Raw genomic sequence first — 21,350 nt, 5'->3', positions numbered from 1 at the left:
TCAGTGCAGCCTGTACCGTACCGAATTTCGTGGCTCCGTGAAAAGAGCCATCCGCTCGTAACACAATAGAACCACGGCCGGCAGCACCTTATGTGGATTAGTCCATTCGGCGCCCCGCTACGTGGCAATAGCGCCCGGCAGCATGAGTCGATATTGTTGGCGACCGGGGGAGGACAGCGCCAGGAAACGGCGCGGGCACGCGCTTTGCCACGCGCAAGGCGAGCGTCCGCATGCGAGATGCATCGTTCCATCGGCCAACGCCTCGGCCAGCTGTCCTCTTTCAGGAGCCCACGCGTGGCGCCATTGTTCAACAGGTGGATTCGCCGCCACGGCCGATGCGGATCCGCCTTCATGTTGTGGATTGCCCTTGCCTGCCTGGCGCCATGCAACCCCGCGCTGGCCGGCCCAAAGTTCGCCAACCTGGCCACCGTACGCGTCGACACCGATGCAACCGTTGCCTTGCCGCGTACGTGGGGGCCACTTCGGTTGGGCCAGGATGCCCCCATCCCATCTGTTGCTGGGACGATTAACTCACCGTTCGGGCCGTCGCGGCTGGTGTTTGCGCAGCAAGCCACGCCATCCGAAGGCTTTGGCCTGGTGACTGTGCGCAAATCCGATTTCGAAAAAGGCACGCCGCAATATCTGGAGAGCATTCCCCCGCGCCATCTGGCGATTCTGCTCAACCATATGGAATCGCGAGTACACGGCGACCTCCCCGTCTGGGCCGCGCGCCTGATCCGCGGCAAAACCCCTGCGCAACGAAGACTGGGCGAGCGCCACGTGATCTACTGGGAAGGCGAGTGGCACACGTCCAGCAACCAGACCGCGATGGTCCGAGGCTATGCCTTCTTCGGCAACGGTGCGGTGTATCTGCTGCGGGTATTCGGGGCGGCTGGGCATAACCAGCCCACGTTCGCCGAGGAAGCCCACTTTGCCGATGCGGTGGCGGCCACCTTCCGCATGAAATAGGCCACGCCGAAAGTCGCGCATTTTGTTGCGTAGCAACATCACGCGCCGGGGCGTCGACCCGTCAGCACGCAAGCGCAGGCCGCGCCACGCAAGGCTTGAAATTTGTTGTTACCTTTGGAACAGTCTGTTCACCCCGAACCATATTGTTCTCCCGCATTGCAACACCTAAACTTCGCTCCAGTTGTCCAGACATCGATTGCCTGGACATACATGCAAGTGTTGCAAGGAGAACAATCATGAAATGGTTGGATATTGGCGCCGTCATGGCTGCCTGGATCGCAAGCTGCGTCGCAGCAGGCTGGCTCATCAGCGCAGCCTCCTTCCTGGCCTAAAGCCCAAATGGGGTTCGACCCGCCCCAGAAGTCAAAACGGCCGAGCAGGACCCCTTCCCGCCCGGCCTGAATTCAAGTCGATTGGTTCGTCAGGCGCGTCTCAGGCGCCTTTAGCGTCCGCCCACTGGACGAATCGGTCGACAAACCCCTGCAGGAACTGGCGCGTGCGCGCCTCCGTCACCCCGCCCTGGGCGTCGAACGGTTCCCCCGCAAAGTGAAAGAACACCTCCGGCAACGGCACGATCTGCACGCCGACGGCCGAGAGCACGTTGCGCAGTTGCGCCTGCGCCAGGGCCGTACCGATCGCCCCGGGTGATGCCCCCGCAATGCCCGCGGGCTTGCCGCCCCACACACTCTGGCCGTACGGCCGCGAACCCCAGTCGATCGCGTTTTTCAGCACGCCCGGAATGCCGCGGTTGTATTCCGGCGTGACAAACAGCAGCGCCTGCACGCCAGCCACCTCGGCCTTGAAGCGCTGTACCGGCTCGGGCAGGTTGCCGTCCAGATCCTGGTTGTACAGCGGCAGCTCGCCAATTTCGATGATCTTGGCGGTGGCGCCCGCCGGTAGCAGCCCGATCAGCGCGTGCGCCAACTGGCGGTTGAACGACGCCTTGCGCAGGCTGCCGACGATGACACCGATAATCAGATTGCTCATGAGGACGCCTCGCTCGACAAAGGTTCCGGGGGTGTTGAACGTCGCGCAGCCTCGAGGGCGGCGCCCTATTCCGCCCGCGCCGGTTCGGCCAGCGCAGCGCGCTTGTTCAGGCGGTCAATGAGGCCGAACATCAGCGGGTTCAGCAGGATCGACAGGATGGCCGCCGCCAGCAGCAGGCCGCGGGCACGCACCGGCAGGATCTCCAGGCTGATGCCCAGACCAATCAGGATGAACGAAAACTCGCCGATCTGTGCAAGGCTGGCGGAAATCGTCAGAGCCGTGCGATTGGCATGGCCGAAGGCGCGCACCACGGCAAACGCCGCCAGCGACTTGCCCACCACCACGATCAGCACAGTGCCCAGCACCGCCCAGGTATCGTCAACCAGCACGCTCGGGTCGAACAGCATGCCGACCGACACAAAGAACAGCACCGAGAAGGCGTCGCGCAGCGGCAGCGATTCTTCCGCCGCGCGCTGACTGAAGGGGGATTCGGCCAGCACCATGCCGGCAAAGAACGCACCCAGCGCAAACGACACCCCAAACAGCACCGTCGCCCCGTAAGCCACGCCCAGCGCGGTCGCCAGCACCCCCAGGCGGAACAGCTCACGGCTGCCGGTCATGACAATGCGTTCCAGCATCCACGGAATCACGCGGCGGCCCACCACCAGCATCAGCGCGGCAAACGCCACCACCTTGCCAAGCGTAATGGCCAGCACCTTGACGATGTCCCACGCGCCCACGGTCGTGCTGCCAGCCCCGCCCAGCGCGCCCGAGAGCGCCGGCAGCAGCACCAGTGTCACCACCATCACGAGGTCTTCCACGATCAGCCAGCCGACAGCGATATGGCCTTCGTGCGAGCCATCAATGCCACGGTCTTCCAGTGCCTTGAGCAGCACCACCGTACTGGCCACCGACAGCGCCAGCCCGAACACCAGCCCGGGACCCCAACTCCAATCGAGCAACCACGCCAGCCCCATGCCCATCAGTGTGGCGAGTGCGATCTGCCCAAGCGCGCCCGGAATGGCGATGGATTTGACCGCCAGCAGCTCCTTCATCGAGAAATGCAGCCCCACGCCAAACATCAGCAGGATCACACCCAGCTCGGCCAGTTGCGGCGCCAGGCTCTGGTCTGCCACGAACCCCGGGGTGAACGGCCCGGCAACGACACCAGCCACCAGATAGCCCACCAGCGGCGGCAAGCGCAGGCGATGCGCGATGGTGCCGAAGATGAAAGCCAGCACCAGGCCACCAATCACGGTGGAGATGAGCGGGGTGTCGACGTGCATGCGTTCCTGTGACGTTGGGGCGGATTGAAAGACGGGGTGGACCAGCGGAACAGCGGGATCGGGCCTGCGGGCCCTTGTGCGACAACGGTGGTGCCAATTTGTTCACGGTGCGTCACAACTATAAGGGATGCGGCTTGGCAAACCTTACGAAGCAAATGTCATGCAGAAGACATCGCAGCCACCGCGCCGCTCCTACACTGCGCCGCAGACCCGCTCCCGTCGGGCAGACCAGGAGACAAAACACATGCGCTACGCCAACAAAGTCCTCTCTGTGGACGAGGCCATTGCCCACGTCCGCAGCGGCAGCCGGCTGATGCTGGGCGAATTCGTGGGCGCCGGCGAGCCCGCCTGCTGCATCGAGGCACTGCTCGCCAGCAGCATCAACCAGCTCACCCTCATCGCCAACACATCTGGCCTGCGCGGCGGCTTTCTCAAGGCCAGATTGTTTGCCTCGGGCCAGTTGGCGGAGTACATCGGCACGCACGTCGGCACCACGGATGAATCGACACAGGCTTACCTGAGCGACAGCGTGCGCGTGGCCGAGTTCTTCCCGATGGGCACCTGGGCCGAGAAAGTGCGCGCGGGCGCGCTGGGCCTGGGCGGCGCACTCGTGCCGGTGGGCGTGGGCATCCTCGACCAGCCGGGGATGTTCCCCGCGCGCGGCACCCCCAAGCAGACGCTGACCGTGGACGGCATGACCTGTTTCGTGGAGCCTCCCCTGCGCGCCGACGTGTCGATCATCAAGGGCTGGCGCGCCGACACCTTCGGCAACGTGGAGTTTCGCGGCACGGCGCTGCAGAACCAGCGCGACATCGCCATGGCGGGCGACTACACCATCGTCGAAGTGAATGAGATCGTGGAAGTGGGCACGATCCCGCCCGAGCGCGTCGGCTGCCCGGGTGTATTCGTCAACGCCGTGGTGCAAGGTTTATCGCTGGAAGACCAGCACGCGCTCTACAAGCAGCACTGGACCAAGCTCGGGCGCCTGCCGGCCACTGCCCAGGCCTGATCACCCGATCACAACGACAAGGAGACCGCCATGCACCCGCTGCCCGAGCACCCCAAACAACGCATTGCCGCCCGCTGCGCGCAGGAATTGCGCGCGGGCGAAGTCGTCAACCTCGGCCTGGGCATCCCGACGCTCACGGCCAACTATCTGGATGCCGATGCCGGCGTCATCTTCCACACCGAGAACGGCGCCTTCGGCTTTGGCGGACGCCCCGCGCTGGACGCCATCGACAGCGACGTCACCAATGCCGGCTGCGAGCCTATCACCCTGCCGCCTGGCGCAGCCATCATGGATCTCGCCACCTCGCTGGGCGCGATGCGCAACGGCTACATCGACGTGACCATCCTCGGTGCGCTGCAGGTGGATGCGCTGGGCAACCTCGCCAACTGGGCGTGCGAGCGCAACGGCAAGTGGTGGCCCGGCATCGGTGGGGCGATGGACCTGTGCTACGGCACGCGCAAGGTGATTGCCGCGCTGGCCCATACCGACAAGCACGGCAACTCGAAGATCCTGCCGCGCTGCACGCTGCCGCTCACGGGCCAGGGCTGCGTCAAGGTCATCGTGACCGAGCACGCGGTGTTTGACGTGACCGACGCGGGGCTTGTACTGCGCGAAATCCTCTCGCATGCGACACTCGCCGACATTCGCACCATGACAGCCGCCCCCTTCACACTGGCGCCGCTGCTGCAGATGCGTGCCGCTTAAGGAACGTTCATGCCCACCACTGTCGACTGGTTCTTCGATGTCATCTCGCCGTTTGCCTACCTGCAGCTTGAGCAGTTCGACCGGCTGCAGGCGGCGCACGACATTGTCATCCGCCCACGCCCGATTGTGCTGGGCGCACTGCTGAACCACTGGGGCCAGAAGGGCCCGGCGGAGATCGGCGCCAAGCGGGTGTTCACGTACCGGCACGCACTCTTCCGCGCGCAACAGCTTGGCATTCCGTTCCGCATGCCGCCTGCGCATCCGTTCAACCCGATCAAGGCGCTGCGGCTGACGATTGCGATGGGCGGCTCGCTCGATGCCGTGCGCGCGGTGTTCCGGCATATCTGGCGTGATGGGCAGGATGTTGCATCGCCCGAAGGCTTTGCCGCACTGTGCGAGGCCATCGGCTTTCCTGAAGGCATGGCGGCCGTTGAGCAACCCGCCGTGAAAGACGCCCTGCGTGCGAACACGGATGCCGCCATTGCACTCGGCGTATTTGGAGTGCCCACACTGGTGCATGACGGCGAGCTGTTCTGGGGTGAGGACGCCACCGCCCTGTTCCTGCAGTGCCTCACGACCGACTGGCTTGCCACACCCGAGGCACAGCGCGTGAGCACGTTGCCAGTGGGTATCCAGCGTGGCTGAACACGACACCAACTCGCGCCCCGGCATCAGCCGTGCGCGGCTCGCGCATATTGCTGCCTGGTCGATCGACTTGCCCGGCGACGAGGCCGACCGCGCCTGCGCCGGCATCGTCGAAAGAACCTACGCGCGTGGCGCCTGCATCTGCCCGAAGAACACGCTGCTGGAAAGCTGGACGGGCGTGGTGACCGGCCTGATCAAGATCGGCACGGTGTCGCCCGAGGGGCGCAGCGTCACGTTCACGGGCGTGCCGGCCGGCGGCTGGTTTGGCGAGGGCACCGTGCTCAAGAACGAGCCGCGCCGTTACGACATCATTGCGCTGCGCGACACGCGCATGGCCTTCATGGAGCGCGCCACCTTCATGTGGCTGGTCGAGAACAGCGTGGCCTTCAACCGCTTCCTGGTGAAACAGCTCAACGAGCGGCTCGGTCATTTCATGGCGCTGCTCGAATACGACCGCCTGCTCGATGTCACGCCACGCTTGGCACGCTGTATTGCTTCACTGTTCAATCCGGTGCTCTACCCCGGCGCGGGCGACCATCTGGAGATCACGCAGGAAGAACTCGGCCTGCTCTCCGGCATGACGCGGCAGGTTGCCAACCAGTCACTGAAAGCACTGGAGAAAGACGGCGTGGTGCGACTGGAATACGGTGGCGTAACGGTGGTGGATCTGGAGCGCCTGCGCAGCTATGGCGCCTGAGAGCTCCCGGCTCTGTTAAGGAATCTTCATCCGATACAGTCGCCAGCAGCCGCTAGAATCGCGGCACTACAAGACAAGATCGTTACGCTGCGGCACGCACACTGCGCCGCCCGCAGCCGGAAGAGGAACCAGGGCGACGCACCGCGTGCGCGCCTGCATCTATGCTGCCGATTCATCTGCTTTCCACCGGCAAGGCGCTGCCGGCACAACGGGTCACGTCCGCAGAGCTGGATACGCGCCTGGGCCATTCAGCCGGTTACGTACGCAAGAAGTCCGGCATTGACGTGCGTCACCATGCCACGCTTGCCGAGTACCAGTCAGAACTTGCCGCTGCCGCCGTGCGCGATGCCCTGCACCGCGCCGATGTGTCCGCTGCCTCCATCGACCTGCTGATCTCCGCCTCGGGCGTGCAAGAGCAGGCACTGCCCAACACGGCCACGCGCATCCTGGAGCCCGCGGGGCTGCCCGCCGGCACACCCGCCTTTGACGTCAATGCCAGTTGCCTGAGCTTTGTCACCGCACTACACGTGGCGGCCAACCTGCTGACGACGGGCGCTTACCGGCGCATTGCCGTGGTGGCATCGGACCTTGCCTCGCGCGGCATCAACTGGAACGATGCAGAGACGGCGCTGATCTTTGGCGATGGTGCGGCCGCGGTGATTGTCGAGGCTGCATCTGCAGCGTCCGGCGTCGGCATCCACGCCTATCGCATGGAGACCTACCCGGCCGGCAAGACTTTCTGCGAAATCCCCGCCGGTGGCACACGCCGCAACCCGCGTACGGGGGCTCAACCGTCCGACTATCTGTTCCACATGGATGGCAAGCGCGTGTTCAGGCTGGCTTCACAGTTGATGGATGGCTTTCTTGAGCGCCTGTTTGCGGACAGCCGCTACACGCTGCGCGATATGCACGTGGTCGTGCCGCACCAGGCCAGCCACCTTGGCATGCAGCACTTGCGCAAACGATTGGGCGTGCCTGAAGCCGCCGTGGTCGACATCTATGCGCAGCACGGCAACCAAGTGGCCGCGTCGATTCCCACTGCGCTGCATGAAGCCGTCACGCGTGGGCGCATTGAGCCGGGCCGCCCAGTGCTGCTGGTGGGCACCGCGGCGGGGCTGACACTCGGCGGCATGGTGTTGACACTATGACGACACTGGTGACCGGCGCCACGGGCGGGCTGGGTCGCAACGCTGTCGACGCGTTGCTGGCACAGGGTGTGCGCGTGCGTGCCACCGGGCGCGATGCCGCGCAGCGAGAAGCCTTTCTTGCACGCGGTGCCGATTACGTGCCGGCCGATCTTGCACGCCTCACGCCAGCTACGCTGGATGCACTGTTCGAGGGTGTCGATACGGTCTGGCATTGCGCGGCGCTGTCGTCGCCGTGGGGTGCCTATGACGACTTCCATGCAGCCAACGTGCTCGCCACGGCCGCCCTGGCCGAAGGTGCGGTCAAGCACGGCATCCGGCGCTTCGTGCACATCTCCACGCCGTCGATCTACTTCGACTACCGGCACCACGCGAACCTGCCCGAGACCTATCGCCCCGCCCGCTTCGCCAATCACTACGCGGCAACCAAGATGCTGGCGGAAGACGTGATTCAGCAGCACGCTGCTGCGCAAGACACCACGCGCTTCGTCATCCTGCGCCCACGTGGGCTGTTTGGCCCGCACGACCGCGTGGTGCTGCCGCGCATCCTGCATCTGCTGAAGCTGCGTGGCGGCACGCTACCCCTGCCGCGTGGCGGCGCCGCGCGCATGGACCTGACCTATCTGGAGAACGTGGTGCACGCCATGCAGTGCGCCACCACGGCCGACGTGCCCAGCGGCGCCGCGTACAACATCACCAACCATGCGCCTGCTACGCTGCGCGATCTGCTGGACCAGTTGCTGGGGCAGCAGCTTGGCCTGCGCTACCGCATTCGCGCTGTGCCGTATCCGGCCATGGCACTTGCGGCGCGTCTCATGGAATCGGCCAGTAGCATGACGCACCGCGAGCCGCTGCTCACGCGCTACAGCGCCGCTGCCCTGCATTACGACATGACGCTCGCCAACGACCATGCGCGCGCCGAACTCGGCTACGTGCCGCCCATCGACCTGGCGGAAGGCATCCGCCGCACGGCCCACTGGTTACGTGAACATGGCAACCGCATATGGCAACGCTAACGGTCTTTGAAGCCGGCTATTGCACGCACACGGCCTGCGTGGCGCTGCGCGGCGCGGGCCTGCGCACGTGTGCGTTTCCGGCGCGCGCATGGCTGATCGAAACCGCCGGCCGCCGCTGGCTGTGGGACACGGGCTATGCGTCGCACTTTCACGACCACACGCGCAACGGCCTGTTTGCGATCTACCGCAAGGTCACGCCGGTGTACTTCGATACGGCGGAGTCAATGGCGGCACAGCTTGCGCAGCAGGGGCTGCGGCCAGCCGACCTGGATGGACTGATCGTCTCGCACTTCCACGGTGACCACGTGGCCGGCTTGCGCGACTTTCCCGGTGTGCCCGTCATCTGCTCGGGCGAGGGCTGGATGCACCTGCGCGCGCTGCGTGGTGTCTCTGCGTTGCGGCGTGCTTTCGTGCCGGGGCTGATTCCCGAGGACTTCGAAACACGCACGCGCTTTGTCGAGCAGTTCGAACAGGTCACGCTGCCGCCCGAGCTGGCGCCGTTCACATCTGCATGGGCCTTGCCCGACAGCAACGGCGACGTGCTGCTCGTGCCGCTGCCTGGTCACGCCGCCGGGCACATCGGCGCGTTTGTCAGCACGCACGATGGCTGGGTGCTGCTGGCGGCCGATGCCGCGTGGTCACCACTGAGCTATCGCGAACTGCGTGGGCCGTCGGTGCTGGCCTATTCGATCATGGAAGACCGCCACGCCTACTTCGACACGCTGCGCAAACTGCATGCGCTCGACGCGGGCGGCCACGTACGCATCCTGCTTACACACGAGGGCGCGCTGTGACTGCATTCCACCGCCTGCTGTGGTCGTACTGGCAGACGCGCCGGTTGCGGCCAGCCAACCGTGCCGCGCTGGAGGCGCACCAGCAGCACGAGATTGCGCGCTTCACGCGGCGTGTGCTCACGCGCAGCCCGTACTTTCGCGCCTTCGCATCCAAGCCGATGCGCGAGTGGCCACTGATGGACAAGGCCACCATGATGGCCAACTTCGACACCATGAACACCGCCGGCCTGCGCCTGGACGATGTGTTGGCCTGCGCGCGCCAGGCCGAGCAGTCGCGTGACTTCCGGCCGATGGTGGGTCCGTATTCGGTGGGCCTGTCTTCCGGCACATCGGGCGGACGCAGCGTGTTTGTCGTCAGCCCTGCAGAGCGCGCCCAATGGGCCGGCGTCCTGCTCGCCAAGCTGCTGCCGCGCGGGCTGCTGCACGGGGAGCGCGTCGCCCTGTTCCTGCGTGCCAACAACAACCTGTACACGGCGGTGCGCAACCCGTGGCTGACGTTCGCGTTCTTTGATCTGTTCGCGCCGTTCGAATCGCACCGCGCGCCGCTGGAGGCGTTGCAGCCCACCATCGTCGTGGGGCCCGCGCAGGTGCTGCGCGCGCTGGCGCTGGAAAAGCTGGCTGGCCGGCTCGACATCGCACCGGTGCAAGTGCTTTCCGGCGCCGAGGTGCTGGAACCGATGGACCGCGTGTTGTTGGCGCAGGCATTCGGCAACGTGGGCGAGGTCTACCAGGCCACCGAGGGCTTCCTGGGCGCCACCTGTGCGCACGGCACGCTGCACCTGAACGAGGCGCACGTGCACATCGAGCCGCAGTGGCTGGACGACCGCCGCTTCGCGCCCATCGTCACGGATTTCACACGCAGCACGCAGCCCATCGTGCGTTACCGGCTGGACGACATCCTCATCCGCCAAGACCCCGCGCTACCGCCCTGCCCCTGCGGCAACCCCGCCATGACCATCGAGCGCATCGAAGGCCGCTGTGACGACACGCTCGTGCTGCCTGCACACGGCGGTGGCACCGTTACGCTGTTTGCGGATGTATGCTCGCGCGCCCTGGCGCAAGCGCTGCCGCTGCTGGCTGACTACCGCCTGGTGCAAACCGACGCGCACACGCTGGCACTCTCCGTCAGCCCCACCAGTGCTGACATCGTCCGTGCGTGCCAGGCGCATCTGGCAGACGTGTTTGCCTGCCAGGGCGTCGACATGACGCGTGTGACATGGCACCCGGCACCGCAAACTATTGCGATCGACTTCACCACCAAGCGGCGCCGCATCGTCCGGCTTGCCGCATCGGGAGCCGCCCAATGAGCCCGCTCGCCGCTCGCCTGCGTCATATGGCGCTGGGCTGGTGTTCAGTCGGCCTAGTCTACGGCACATGCGGTGTACTACAAGGTGCGGGCACCGTGGTGCCCGAGACGGCGCTGGACCGTGCCATCCCGTTCAGCACGTCGGGCATCTGGCTGTACCTGTCGTTCTTTGCGCTGATTCCGCTGGCGTATCTGCTGGCTGACATGCACCGGCTGCGCTGGCTGGAACGCGCCATGCAGATGAGCGCCCTGGTGAGCGGCGCAGTCTTTCTACTCTGGCCGACCACGCTGCACTACCCGCCGCTGGCCGACGGGTCTCTGCCGGCCAGCGTGCAACGCATGCTGATGGCCATGGATTCGAGCCAGAACTGCCTGCCTTCGCTGCATGGCGCGCTCACGGCGCTCTCTGTCTGGGCGCTGGCCGATGCGCGCAAGCCCATCCGTACGTTGCTGGCAGCGGCGTGGGGGCTCGGCGTGCTGTATGCAACCATCCAGACACGCCGGCACGTTGCGCTCGACCTGTCTGCCGGCGTGGCGGTGGGCGTACTGTGCGGCGTGGCCGCGCGCCATTGGCTCGCGCGGCGCGCTCCTACCCTCTCGATTGAAACCGTATCGACATGAATGCATTTGCCCTACCGCTGGCCCTCATGCTCGGCTGCGTGCTGCTGGAGCTGGCTGCACTCAAGTGGTGGCGCGGCCAGCCGCTGCCGTGGCGCGACGTCATCCTTAACCTGAACTCCGGTCACGTGCTGATGTGGTTGTGCCGCGGCCTGGAGGTGGCTGGCTTCACCTGGCTGTATGCCAATGCCAGCCTGCATTGGGTGGATGGCTGGCACCCGGTCATCGGCTGGGCCTTTGCCTTCGTGGCGTGGGACCTGGGCTTCTACTGGCTGCACCGCATGCACCATCGGTTCGGCTTCCTGTGGGCCATCCACGCGGTGCATCACGAGGGCGAACACTTCAACCTGTCGCTGGGGGTACGCAATGCGTGGCTGTCGTCGCTGACCTCGTTGCCGTTTTTTGTGCCGCTGGCGCTGCTGGGCGTGACGCCCGAGATGTTCGTGGCGGTATCCGGGCTGCACTACTCCGTGCAGTTCTACAACCACTGCGGGCTGGTGGGCAGCTCGGGCGTGCTCGACAGGTTCATGGTCACACCAGCCAACCACCGCGTACACCACGGCTGCAACCCGGAATACATCGACCGCAACTTCGGCGGCACGCTGCTGCTGTGGGACAAGCTATTCGGCACCTACCAGCGCGCCCTGCCCGACGTACCGATCCGCTACGGCGTGCACACACCCACACACAGCGACAACCCGTTCTGGGCCAACATCGTGCCCGCACTGCACTGGCTCGGCCTGCGCGCCCCGCATCTGCAGCGCAACACGCGCGTGACACCGGTCGGCTGGATTGCCACCGGCGGCGTGTTGCTCTTTGGCGTGGTGATCGACTACGTGCGTACCGATGGCCTCTGGCTGGGGCACTGGCAGGCCGTGTGGTTTGCCCTCATCCTGCTGCTGACGGTTGCCCTGGGCGGCCTGTCGGACGGGCGCGCATGGGGCCGCTGGCTGTGGTCTTTGCTGGCGATCGCACTGCCTGCACTCATGATCGGTGTGTGCGGTACTGGCGATGCGCTCTCCAATGGCCTGGCCGTTGCGCTGGGTGTACATGGCCTCGCTTGCGCCCTGTGGCATGCGCTGCGTACGGGCACACCGTTGCAATCTTCACCGCATGCCAAATCTCAGTAAGCTCCGCTACGCCTCACCGCGCGCATCTACGCTGGCGGATGACCTGCGCAGTGCCGCGCATGGCTACCTGCAGGCAAACGGCGACCACCGCTTTGCCGATCTCGGCCTGATCGTCAAAGGCCTGCTTCTCGCGACCTGCGCAGCGCTGCTCTATGCCGCCATGGTCACGGCTGCGAGCCCGGTCGTCTTCGTGCTGGCCTATCTCGCGTTTCCGTTCTTCGCGATGCTGCTAGCCATGAACGTGCTGCACGATGGCGCGCACCGGGCGCTGTCGCCATGGGCGTGGCTGGACAGCGCCATGATCCGGCTCACCGCCATCCCGCTCGGCATCGAGCCCGCATACTGGACGGTGCGCCACGTGCACTATCACCACGCGCACGCCAACATCGAGCACTACGACCTCGACACCGCCGCCAACCGCTTCCTGCGGCAGACGCCGTTTCAGCCGTGGTATCCGCAGTTTCAGTATCAGCATTGCTACTGGCCGTTGATCGCCGCGCTGTCGCTGCCATACATCAACTGGATCTATGACTGGTCAGACCGCCTTGGGCTCACCGCACTCAAAACAGACCGCGTGCTGCCGGGCCTGCGGGGCTGGGCAACCTTTCTGTGCGCAAAGGCGCTGCATCTGCTGATGGCCGTGGCCGTGCCGGCCTGGGTAGCACATCGGATGGGCCTCGGCTGGGGCTGGGTGGCGTTCGGCTACCTTGTCGGGCAGATGCTCGCGTCGTGCGTACTGGTGGCGCTGATCCTGGGCACGCACTGGGCCGACGTGACGTTCTATCTGCCGCCCGAATCCGGTCGGTTGCCGCACACGTGGCATGAACATGCCTTCCACACCGCATGCGACTGGCAGCCGCAACCGGCGTGGATCGGCTACTGGCTGGGCGGCCTGAACTGGCACCTCACACACCATCTGTTTCCGACCTACAGCCATCGGCACTATCCAGCGCTGGCCGCACGCATAGCAGAGGTTGCACGCCTGCATGCGCTCGACTACCGCACGCTCACCTATCCAGAGCTCCTGGCCGCACAACAGACCTTTCTGCGCGCGATGGGTGAGCGACCAAGCTGACACGCAAGCCATCACCGCACGCGCACCTCAGTTGCGCACCTCGACCGCATGCACGGCGTCGAGAATGACCTTCGCCACCTCCTGCGGCCGCGACTGCTGCGGCACGTGGCTGGTCGGCAAGCTCGTCACCTTGGCACCGATCTTCCTGGCCATGGCGCGCTCCAGGTCCGGCTGAATCATCCGATCGTGCTCGCTGACGATGAACCACGAGGGCTTGCTCTGCCATGCAGCCACGGTGGTCCGCTCACCAAATGCCGTTGCCTTGATGGGCCCCTGCGTGGCGGCCATCACGCGCGCCTGCGCAGCCGGTACGTCCTGCGCAAAGTCGCTCGCCAGCGCTGCAGCGGGTAGCGAGAGATAGCCGTTGGCATCCGCCACCAGCTTGCCGATGCCGGGCGCCGGTGCGTAGTCCTTGCCGACCTCTTCCGTCGACTGGCCGGCATCCGGCGCAAAGGCTGCCACATAGACCAGCCCGGCAACCTTGCTGTCCGCGCCGGCCTCGGTGATGACCGTGCCGCCCCACGAATGCCCCACCAGCACGACCTTGCCGGGCTGGTTGCCGATGGCGCGGCGCGTGGTGGCCACATCGTCGGCCAGCGAGTTCAGCCCGTTCTGCACAGCCTGGACTTTCACACCCTTGACCTGCAGCAGCGGAATGACCTTGGCCCAGTCCGAGCCATCGGCAAACGCGCCGTGCACGATCACCACGGAAGTCTGGTCGGCGTCCGCCGCCAGGAGCGGTGCGCTGGTGGCCATACCCAGTGCAAGCAATGCGAGGGAGACAGCGTTGCGTTTCAACATGTCGATTCCAGAGTCGTTGAGCGAGTGTGTGGTGGATGGGTGGTTCAAGCGTGGGCGCCGTCGTAGTAGGGATCAGCCGTGCGGGCGCCGTCTGTGTAGATGTCGGTCGAGCGAGCGCCTTCGGTGTAGGCGTCGCGCGCCTCCTGAACAGAACGCGCACCTTCGGTGTACGGGTCGCGTGCGCCGCCAAACGCGGTGGCAGCGTGCGCACCAGCGGCAGCAACGGCGAGTGCAACAACAGCAAAAGACTTGACGAGATTGCGGGCCATGATCGTTTTCCTCAGAAGGATGAGTTGGGGAGTACGCGGCCCGGTGTTGCTTCGTATCGGTTCAACGTCAGGCCACGGAATGCATTGAAGCGTGCGGACGTATCCCGCACGTAGCAGGCAGCAGCCCGTTTTGTCTGATCGTGTACCGCCGCCATGGCCGGATACATGCGCATACAAAACCCCAGTCACCGAAGCCTGTTGGTACACAGCGATACAAATCGGCAGAACCGTGAAACATGCGGGATACACCGCAGCCGCCTAATGCAGGGAACGAGGCAGGACCACTCCTCGCCCCCCCTCGTCATCCATCCTTGATTTCAGGAGTTCCCATGCAACCGATTCGAATCGCCGCTGCCCTGCTCGTGCTCGGAAGCACCTTTGCTTCGCACAGCGCGTTGGCCCAGTCAGACGGCGTGCAACGCACCGACCTCGTTCACAAAAACCTGAGCGCGAATGGCTATGAAACCCTGCAGGTGCGGGTCGATTTTGATGAGAAGGCGTTCGCCCCCAACCACGCACATCCGGGCGAAGAGATCGCCCACGTGCTGATGGGTTCGCTTGAGTACCGGCTCGACGGCAAGCCGCCGGTAACGCTGCAAGCCGGTGAGTCGTTGTTCATTCCGGCCGGTGTCGCGCATTCGGCAAGAAACGTCGGCAGCGGCAAGGCATCGGAGCTGGCGACTTACGTGGTCAGGAAAGGCGAGCCGCTCGTCCAGCTCGTCCGGTAAGCGCATTCATCCAACCACCCGAACACCTGAAGGGAGAACCCATGTCGAACGCCGTCAACCTCCGTCGCCGCCGTCTTCTTGGCACCACCATCGCTAGCATCGGCGTGCTCGATCTCGGGCTGGCCGAGCTTGTGCATGCGCAGCCCGCGCCATCCACATCGAATGCGCTGTCGGCTGGTCAGGCCAATCCGTTTGGCACCCTGCATCAGATTGATGCGGGCGTACTCAACATCGGCTACGCAGACCTGGGCCCGAGAAACGGCCCCGCCGTGATCCTGTTGCACGGCTGGCCGTATGACATTTACAGCTATGCGGAGGTGGCGCCGGCACTGGCCGCCGCCGGCTATCGCGTGCTCGTGCCGTACCTGCGCGGCTATGGCACCACGCGCATCCGCTCGGCAGAGACACCGCGCAATGGGCAACAGGCTGCGCTGGCGGTCGACATCATCGCGTTCATGGATGCGCTCAAGATCGAGCAAGCCCACTTTGGCGGCTACGACTGGGGGGCACGCACGGCAGACATCATCGCGGCGCTGTGGCCGGAACGTTGCAAGACGCTGGTTTCGGTAAGCGGCTACCTGATCGGCAGCCAGGAGGCCAACCGCAAACCGCTGCCACCAGCGGCGGAGTTTGCGTGGTGGTATCAGTTCTACTTCACGACCGAGCGCGGCGCGCAAGGCTATGCCGCCAACTGCAAAGACTTCAACCACCTGATCTGGAAGCTCGCCTCGCCCACGTGGAAGTTTGACGACGCCACCTACGACCGCAGCGCCAAGGCGTTCGACAACCCAGACCACGTGGCCGTCGTCATCCACAACTACCGCTGGCGCCTGGGGCTTGCCCAGGGTGAATCGCAGTTCGATGCACTGGAAAAGCGCCTAGCCGCTGCACCGGCGATTACGGTGCCCACCATCACCATGGAAGGCGATGCCAACGGCGCACCGCACCCGGAGCCGGCTGCGTACGCAAAGAAGTTCACGGGCAAGTACCAGCACCGGAACATCGGCGGTGGCATTGGGCACAACCTGCCGCAGGAAGCGCCCAAGGCATTTGTGCAGGCGATGCTGGATGTGGTGCGGCTTTGAAGAAAACAGCAATCCGGTGATGCACGGGAAGCCGATCACCGGATTGCGCACTCACAAGGCGGATATCAACCCCTGCGGCAACCCGCGTGTCACCACCAGCAGTGTCATCACGGCTGGCATGGCGGCGGCGGCCAGTACGGTCTGCGCCGCGGTAATCCCTGCCATGAGTGGCGCATCACCGCCGAGCTGGCGCGCCATGATGTAGGACGACGACGCCGTCGGCAGCGCCTGGAACAGCAGCGCGACCATCAGCGCCACATCGGTCAACCCGATGGCGTGGCCCACTACCAGCGTCAACGCCGGCATGGCCAGAAACTTGACGAGCGACGACACGGCCACCGGTTGCACCCACGAGCGCACACCGCTGAAGTTCAGCGCCGCCCCCACGCATAGCAGACCGAGCGGCATTGACGCCGCACCGAGCGAACGCACCGCAGGCTCGATCAAGCCTGGAACCTGCAGGCCGGCGATCTGCATGCCGATGCCCAGCACACACGCCACCACCAGCGGGTTCGTCACGATCTGGCGCACGAGCGCCTTGCCGCTCAGCCTCACCGAACCGAAACGCGCAAACACCAGCACGCACAGCAGATTGACGGTCGGCACGATGGCCGCGTTGCACACAGCGGCCAACGCAATGCCCTTGGCACCGAAGAGCCCCGCAGCCAGTGACACGCCCACGTAGTTGTTGAAACGCACGCCACCTTGAAATACGGACGTGAAGGCCGCGCCGTCCACACCCATCCAGGGCCGGGTCAGCACCAGGGCCACCGCCACCACCACCGTTGCCACGATCAGCGTGCCGGCCAGCGGCAACACCGGCAACGCCTGCAAGTGCGCACTCGCCAGGCCATGCGTGAACAGCGCAGGCAGCAGGACGTAGTAGCAGAGCCGCTCAGCCTGCGGCCAGAACGCATCTGCAATGAAACCGGTGTGCTTGAGCCCATAACCGAGCGCAACCAGGAGGGCAACCGGCGCCAGGGCCAGCAGGATCGCGGCGGTCATGGCCGGACTCCCGCGCAAAGGTACGCAACCAATATGGAAGACGTGTGGGAAGAGATGCGCGACAACATGGCGATGCTCGATCAGAACAGGAACACCGCCAAGCTATCACGCCGTGACAGCAGCAATCATTGTGATTGATCGTGCAATCAACGAGAAATACTCATGGCAGATTCGACCACCGCATCGGCCAATGCCTGTGTGAAGCGCTCTGCCGGACGCGATTGATGTTCAAGCAGAACGACGGCCCGGCGCGTCTGCGGCTGGCCGAACGGCAGGCGTGTGATGGGCGGCAGCTGCGTCAGCACGGCATCGGACAGCGCCACCACGGCAGCGCCCAGGCCGCTCGCCACCATCTGCACGATGGTGTCCTTGTTGTCGAGCACCATCTCTTCGCGCACCCGCACGCCCAGGCGGCGCAGTTCCGAAGCGATCATCCGGCCGGCCCACGCCTGCGCGTCAAACCGGATGAATGGCAGTTCGGTCAGCAGCGCACGCGCGTCGTGCTTTGCGTACTGCGGCGGGGCCAGCAACCAGAAGCGGTCTTCATAGAGCGTTGACCAGACCAACTCGGCCGGATGCGGCCGCACGGGCTGCGAGGTGATCGCCGCATCCAGCTCGCCATCAGCCACGCGCTGTGCAAGCTCGGCCGACATGCCGGCCGCCACGTGCACGCGCAGCCCTGGGTGATCACGCCGCAAGGTCAGCAGCGCATTGGGCAGCGGCCCGGACAGCGCGGTCTGGATGGCGCCGATACGCAACCGGCCGACCAGCGATTTCTCGTCGCTCAGCGCATCAGGAATCCGGTCGTACAGGGCCAGGATCTGCTCGGCCTGCGCAAGCACGATGCGCCCCGCTTCCGTGAGCGAAGGCTCGCGGCGCGAGCGATCGAACAGGCGCACGTTGAACTCCTCCTCCAGTGATTTGACCTGCAGGCTGACCGCCGATTGCGTCAACCCGATGGCTTCACCCGCGCGGGCAAACGTCCGGTGGCGGGCAATGGCGACGAGCGTTCTCAGTGCGCGTAAAGACATGATCAGGAGCGAGATTTGATCGGATGAGGATAGCGCATCGCACGCACGTGCAAACGCTATCGGCGTAGCTTGATGGCCTGCGCTTGCCGCCACAGCGCGGCAGCCGCGGGCGACAGCCGACGCTGGTTCAGGCAAGCCAGCCCGACGCGGCGTAACGTGCGTGGCGTGATCTTGCGCACCACTACACCCGCGTGCTGCTCGGGCAGCGCCAACGACGCGACGATCGACACGCCCTGCCCACGCGCCACGAACTCCAGAATCGACAGCAGTTGCGACAGCTCATGCGTGACTTTGGGTTGAACGTTGGCCCGCGCAAACATGCGCGCCACCAAGTCTTGCGAGCCGGCATGGGTGAGGATCAGCGGATACCGCGCCAGCGCGCGCAGATCGACGGAATCGGCCTGCGCCAGCGGATGCTGTGCCGGCACGATGGCAACAAGCTCGTCCACTGCCAGCGGCAGCGTATCGAATTGCGGCTTGGGCAACGTGACAACAGCAAGCTCGATGCAGCGTTCAACCAGCTCCTGTTCGATTTCCGCATCGGGCTTTTCCGTGACGTACACCTCGATGCCGGGGTGGCGCTCCTGAAAACGTTCCAGCAGCGGCGGCAGCAGCCGCAGCGATGAGCTGGCGCCAAACGAGCCGATCCGCAGCATGCCACTCTGCAGGCCAGTACTGGCAGCGGCTGTGGCCTGGATCAGGTTCAGCGCCGCAAAGAGATCCCGCACATGCGGAAGAATCTGCTGCCCCGCGTGCGTCAGCTCAACCGCCTGCGCATTGCGATCCACCAGCGCGGTGCCCAGCGCGGTTTCCAATGCACGCAATGCGTGGCTTGTTGCCGACGGCGTCATGCCGATCCGGGCACCAGCGCTGGCCATGCCGTCGGCACCGGCCAGTGACAACAGCAGTTCCAGTTGACGGAGGGTTGGGGTCTGCGGTGCCAGCGGCTTCTTCATGTTGAATGAAAACTCAATTGAGCTTGAACAACATGAATTCTAGATTGACAGGCATTCACATTGATAGCACTCGCAAGAGGCACGCCGCATGTTCTCCACCACCGTCTCCACCCTTCGGCCTTCCCCCATTCAAGTCATGGCCGAACGTACGCGCCAGGCCGTGCAAGCCGGCCGCAGCATCGTCGACATGACGCTGGGAGAGCCCGACTTTCCGACACCCGAGCACATTGGCGAAGCCGCCATGCGCGCGATTGCCGAAGGGCAAACCCGCTACACCCCGATCAATGGCACCGTGCAGCTGCGCGAAGCCATCGTGCGCAAGCTGCTGCGCGACAACGGCCTGATCTATACCCCGCCGGACATCAGCGTGGGCTGTGGCGGCAAGCAGGTCATCTACCAGGCATTCCTGGCTACGTTGAACCGGGGGGATGAGGTTCTGATTCCGGCGCCATACTGGGCCTCGTATGCGGACATCGTCTCCATGAACGGCGGCACGCTGCGGCCGCTGCTCACATCGCCCGAAACCGGCTACGCGCTCCAGCCCGAAACCCTGGAAGCCGCAATCACGCTGCGCACCAAATGGCTGGTGCTGAATTCGCCCAGCAACCCGAGCGGCACGGCCTACACCGCCGACCAGTTGCTGCGCTTTGCCGAGATTCTGCGCAACAGCGCCAACCAGCGGTTCTTCGTTCTCGTCGATGACATCTACGAGCACATCCTGTACGACGGGCGCCGCCCTGCCACGCTGGCAGCCATTGCACCGGATCTGGCACCGCGCATCCTGACAGTGAACGGCGTATCCAAGGCCTATTCCATGACGGGATGGCGCGTGGGGTACGCGTGCGGGCCGCGCGCCCTGATCGAAGCGATGACCAAGATCCAGATGCAGATCAACTCGCATACGTCATCCATCTCGCAAGCGGCAGCAGCGGCCGCACTGGATGGCCCGCAGGAGGAGGTCGTGCGTCGCTGCGGCATTTTCCAGGCGCGGCGGGATTTCCTCCTGCAGCAGTTCGCAGCGATCGATGGGCTGCGTACACCCAGGCCGGAGGGTGCCTTCTACCTGTTTCCGGATGTGCGCGCCTTTATCGGCCGCAGAACGCCCAATGGCAGCGCCGTTGACGATGATGTTGCGCTGGCGGCCTATTTGCTGGAACAGGGCGTGGCCGTTGTGCCGGGGTCTGGCTTTGGCATGCCCGGCTTCCTGCGGCTGTCGTATGCGACATCGGATGCGCAGCTTGCGTTGGCAGCGGATCGGATAGCGACAGCGCTGGGGACGCTTGCGAAATGAATGGACCGCGGCTTGAGAGAGCCGCCTTCATTTACACGATGAATGACCAGTCATCAATACAATAAATTTCAAAAATAGACGCCAAATCGCTAAGCTGGGTCCCCCAACTTAGCGAGCAGACGATGGCGGAGCTTTATCTCGTACGGCATGGACAGGCCTCGTTTGGCGCGGCCGATTACGATCAGCTCTCCGAACGCGGCGTGCAACAGAGCGTCTGGCTTGGCGAATACTTCGCACAGCGCAACATCACCTTCGACCGGGTGATCTGCGGCACGCTACGCCGGCACGAGCAGACCGTCGACGGCATCCGGCGCGGCATGGGGCACCCCGGCCTCAGCTACGAACAGCACGCCGGCCTGAATGAATACGACTTCCAGGGGCTGTTCGCTGCGCTCGGGGGTGACTTTCCCGAACTGACACGCATGGCCTCCGGGTCGATGCGCGACCACTACCGCGCGCTCAAGCAAGTGCTGCAACTGTGGTCCGAAGACAAGATCCGAGGGGCCGTTCCGGAGACCTGGGCCGCGTTCCAGCAGCGCGTGGCCGATGCACGCGCCGCCATCCAAGGTGGCGGTGGACAACGGGTGCTTGCGGTCAGCTCAGGCGGGCCAATTGCAGTGACCGCACAGCAGGTGCTAGCGGCACCGGCGGCCAGCGCCATCGCACTGAATCTACAGGTGCGCAACTGCAGCATCTCGCAGTACTTCTTCAACGCCGAAGCGTTCCAGCTCGCCACCTTCAACGGCATTCCGCACTTGGACCATTCTGAGCGGCACGATTTTCAGACCTACGGCTAGGCGCT

Annotated in this window: 23 protein-coding genes; 16 read left to right on the top strand and 7 right to left on the bottom strand. The window is 64.9% G+C overall.

Annotated elements, in window-relative coordinates; all coding sequences use genetic code 11:
- Positions 1-351 precede the first annotated feature (351 nt).
- Positions 352-969 (top strand): hypothetical protein, encoded by a 618-nt coding sequence (locus tag R2N11_RS13280; RefSeq protein WP_233177090.1) that lies wholly within the window; start codon positions 352-354, stop codon positions 967-969.
- Between the two features lie 432 nt (positions 970-1,401).
- Here R2N11_RS13280 and R2N11_RS13275 read toward each other — a convergent pair whose 3' ends face one another.
- Together R2N11_RS13275 and R2N11_RS13270 are read right to left on the bottom strand one after the other, a co-directional pair.
- The gene (locus R2N11_RS13275) at positions 1,402-1,956 is read right to left on the bottom strand and encodes an NADPH-dependent FMN reductase (RefSeq protein ID WP_199032116.1); all 555 of its coding nucleotides are present in this window, start codon (positions 1,954-1,956) and stop codon (positions 1,402-1,404) included.
- Positions 1,957-2,021: 65 nt separating this feature from the next.
- Positions 2,022-3,242, bottom strand: a complete 1,221-nt coding sequence (locus R2N11_RS13270) for a cation:proton antiporter domain-containing protein (protein WP_199032117.1) — start codon at positions 3,240-3,242, stop codon at positions 2,022-2,024.
- 244 nt (positions 3,243-3,486) lie between these two features.
- Here R2N11_RS13270 and R2N11_RS13265 point away from each other — a divergent pair, with 244 nt between their 5' ends.
- The 11 genes from R2N11_RS13265 to R2N11_RS13215 all read left to right on the top strand — a co-directional run bounded on the left by R2N11_RS13265 (position 3,487) and on the right by R2N11_RS13215 (position 13,382).
- Positions 3,487-4,251: a CoA transferase subunit A gene (locus R2N11_RS13265; RefSeq protein WP_199032118.1), complete on the top strand. Its 765-nt coding sequence runs from the start codon at positions 3,487-3,489 to the stop codon at positions 4,249-4,251.
- A 30-nt stretch (positions 4,252-4,281) separates the two neighbouring features.
- Positions 4,282-4,956, top strand: coding sequence for a 3-oxoacid CoA-transferase subunit B (locus tag R2N11_RS13260; protein ID WP_316681368.1), 675 nt, complete (start codon positions 4,282-4,284; stop codon positions 4,954-4,956).
- A gap of 9 nt (positions 4,957-4,965) precedes the next feature.
- On the top strand, positions 4,966-5,601 hold the full coding sequence (locus tag R2N11_RS13255; RefSeq protein WP_199032120.1) for a 2-hydroxychromene-2-carboxylate isomerase: 636 nt from the start codon (positions 4,966-4,968) through the stop codon (positions 5,599-5,601).
- Complete coding sequence (locus R2N11_RS13250) at positions 5,594-6,298, top strand: Crp/Fnr family transcriptional regulator (RefSeq protein ID WP_199032121.1); 705 nt, start codon at positions 5,594-5,596, stop codon at positions 6,296-6,298. Before R2N11_RS13255 ends, R2N11_RS13250 begins: the two co-directional genes overlap by 8 nt.
- Positions 6,299-6,459: 161 nt before the next feature.
- On the top strand, positions 6,460-7,446 hold the full coding sequence (locus R2N11_RS13245; protein WP_316681367.1) for a 3-oxoacyl-[acyl-carrier-protein] synthase III C-terminal domain-containing protein: 987 nt from the start codon (positions 6,460-6,462) through the stop codon (positions 7,444-7,446).
- Entirely contained in the window at positions 7,443-8,459 is a 1,017-nt protein-coding gene (locus R2N11_RS13240) for an NAD-dependent epimerase/dehydratase family protein (RefSeq protein ID WP_199033298.1), read from the top strand. Before R2N11_RS13245 ends, R2N11_RS13240 begins: the two co-directional genes overlap by 4 nt.
- Complete coding sequence (locus R2N11_RS13235; protein ID WP_199033299.1) at positions 8,447-9,253, top strand: MBL fold metallo-hydrolase; 807 nt, start codon at positions 8,447-8,449, stop codon at positions 9,251-9,253. Before R2N11_RS13240 ends, R2N11_RS13235 begins: the two co-directional genes overlap by 13 nt.
- Positions 9,250-10,560 (top strand): F390 synthetase-related protein, encoded by a 1,311-nt coding sequence (locus R2N11_RS13230; RefSeq protein WP_316681366.1) that lies wholly within the window; start codon positions 9,250-9,252, stop codon positions 10,558-10,560. The genes R2N11_RS13235 and R2N11_RS13230 overlap by 4 nt, the downstream gene beginning before the upstream one ends.
- Positions 10,557-11,180, top strand: a complete 624-nt coding sequence (locus R2N11_RS13225; RefSeq protein WP_316681365.1) for a phosphatase PAP2 family protein — start codon at positions 10,557-10,559, stop codon at positions 11,178-11,180. Before R2N11_RS13230 ends, R2N11_RS13225 begins: the two co-directional genes overlap by 4 nt.
- Positions 11,177-12,307 (top strand): sterol desaturase family protein, encoded by a 1,131-nt coding sequence (locus R2N11_RS13220; RefSeq protein WP_316681364.1) that lies wholly within the window; start codon positions 11,177-11,179, stop codon positions 12,305-12,307. Before R2N11_RS13225 ends, R2N11_RS13220 begins: the two co-directional genes overlap by 4 nt.
- Complete coding sequence (locus R2N11_RS13215) at positions 12,291-13,382, top strand: acyl-CoA desaturase (RefSeq protein WP_316681363.1); 1,092 nt, start codon at positions 12,291-12,293, stop codon at positions 13,380-13,382. The genes R2N11_RS13220 and R2N11_RS13215 overlap by 17 nt, the downstream gene beginning before the upstream one ends.
- A 27-nt stretch (positions 13,383-13,409) precedes the next feature.
- Here R2N11_RS13215 and R2N11_RS13210 read toward each other — a convergent pair whose 3' ends face one another.
- Positions 13,410-14,183 carry an alpha/beta fold hydrolase gene (locus R2N11_RS13210; RefSeq protein ID WP_430715441.1) on the bottom strand — a complete coding sequence of 258 codons (774 nt, stop codon included), beginning with the start codon at positions 14,181-14,183 and terminating at the stop codon, positions 13,410-13,412.
- 44 nt (positions 14,184-14,227) lie between these two features.
- The gene (locus R2N11_RS13205; protein WP_316681362.1) at positions 14,228-14,452 is read right to left on the bottom strand and encodes a hypothetical protein; all 225 of its coding nucleotides are present in this window, start codon (positions 14,450-14,452) and stop codon (positions 14,228-14,230) included.
- Between the two features lie 329 nt (positions 14,453-14,781).
- On the opposite strand from R2N11_RS13205, the gene R2N11_RS13200 reads away from it, so the two are divergent.
- Both R2N11_RS13200 and R2N11_RS13195 read left to right on the top strand, forming a co-directional pair.
- Positions 14,782-15,180, top strand: a complete 399-nt coding sequence (locus R2N11_RS13200) for a cupin domain-containing protein (protein WP_199030699.1) — start codon at positions 14,782-14,784, stop codon at positions 15,178-15,180.
- Between the two features lie 41 nt (positions 15,181-15,221).
- Positions 15,222-16,265 (top strand): alpha/beta fold hydrolase, encoded by a 1,044-nt coding sequence (locus tag R2N11_RS13195; RefSeq protein WP_316681361.1) that lies wholly within the window; start codon positions 15,222-15,224, stop codon positions 16,263-16,265.
- A gap of 51 nt (positions 16,266-16,316) precedes the next feature.
- Here the strand turns inward: R2N11_RS13195 and R2N11_RS13190 are convergent, their stop codons facing one another.
- From R2N11_RS13190 to R2N11_RS13180, 3 genes are all read right to left on the bottom strand, one after another.
- Entirely contained in the window at positions 16,317-17,270 is a 954-nt protein-coding gene (locus tag R2N11_RS13190; protein ID WP_316681360.1) for an AEC family transporter, read from the bottom strand.
- 146 nt (positions 17,271-17,416) lie between these two features.
- Positions 17,417-18,301: a LysR family transcriptional regulator gene (locus R2N11_RS13185; protein ID WP_199030702.1), complete on the bottom strand. Its 885-nt coding sequence runs from the start codon at positions 18,299-18,301 to the stop codon at positions 17,417-17,419.
- A 56-nt stretch (positions 18,302-18,357) separates the two neighbouring features.
- The gene (locus tag R2N11_RS13180) at positions 18,358-19,257 is read right to left on the bottom strand and encodes a LysR family transcriptional regulator (RefSeq protein WP_199030703.1); all 900 of its coding nucleotides are present in this window, start codon (positions 19,255-19,257) and stop codon (positions 18,358-18,360) included.
- 88 nt (positions 19,258-19,345) lie between these two features.
- Between R2N11_RS13180 and R2N11_RS13175 the strand changes: the two genes are divergently transcribed.
- Together R2N11_RS13175 and R2N11_RS13170 are read left to right on the top strand one after the other, a co-directional pair.
- Complete coding sequence (locus R2N11_RS13175) at positions 19,346-20,548, top strand: pyridoxal phosphate-dependent aminotransferase (RefSeq protein WP_316681359.1); 1,203 nt, start codon at positions 19,346-19,348, stop codon at positions 20,546-20,548.
- A gap of 122 nt (positions 20,549-20,670) precedes the next feature.
- Positions 20,671-21,345, top strand: a complete 675-nt coding sequence (locus R2N11_RS13170; RefSeq protein ID WP_316681358.1) for a histidine phosphatase family protein — start codon at positions 20,671-20,673, stop codon at positions 21,343-21,345.
- The last annotated feature ends 5 nt before the right edge of the window (positions 21,346-21,350 follow it).

Origin of the sequence: Ralstonia flaminis, assembly GCF_958415495.1 — a bacterium.
GTDB lineage: Bacteria > Pseudomonadota > Gammaproteobacteria > Burkholderiales > Burkholderiaceae > Ralstonia > Ralstonia flaminis.
This window is presented reverse-complemented; position numbering and strand designations above follow the sequence as displayed.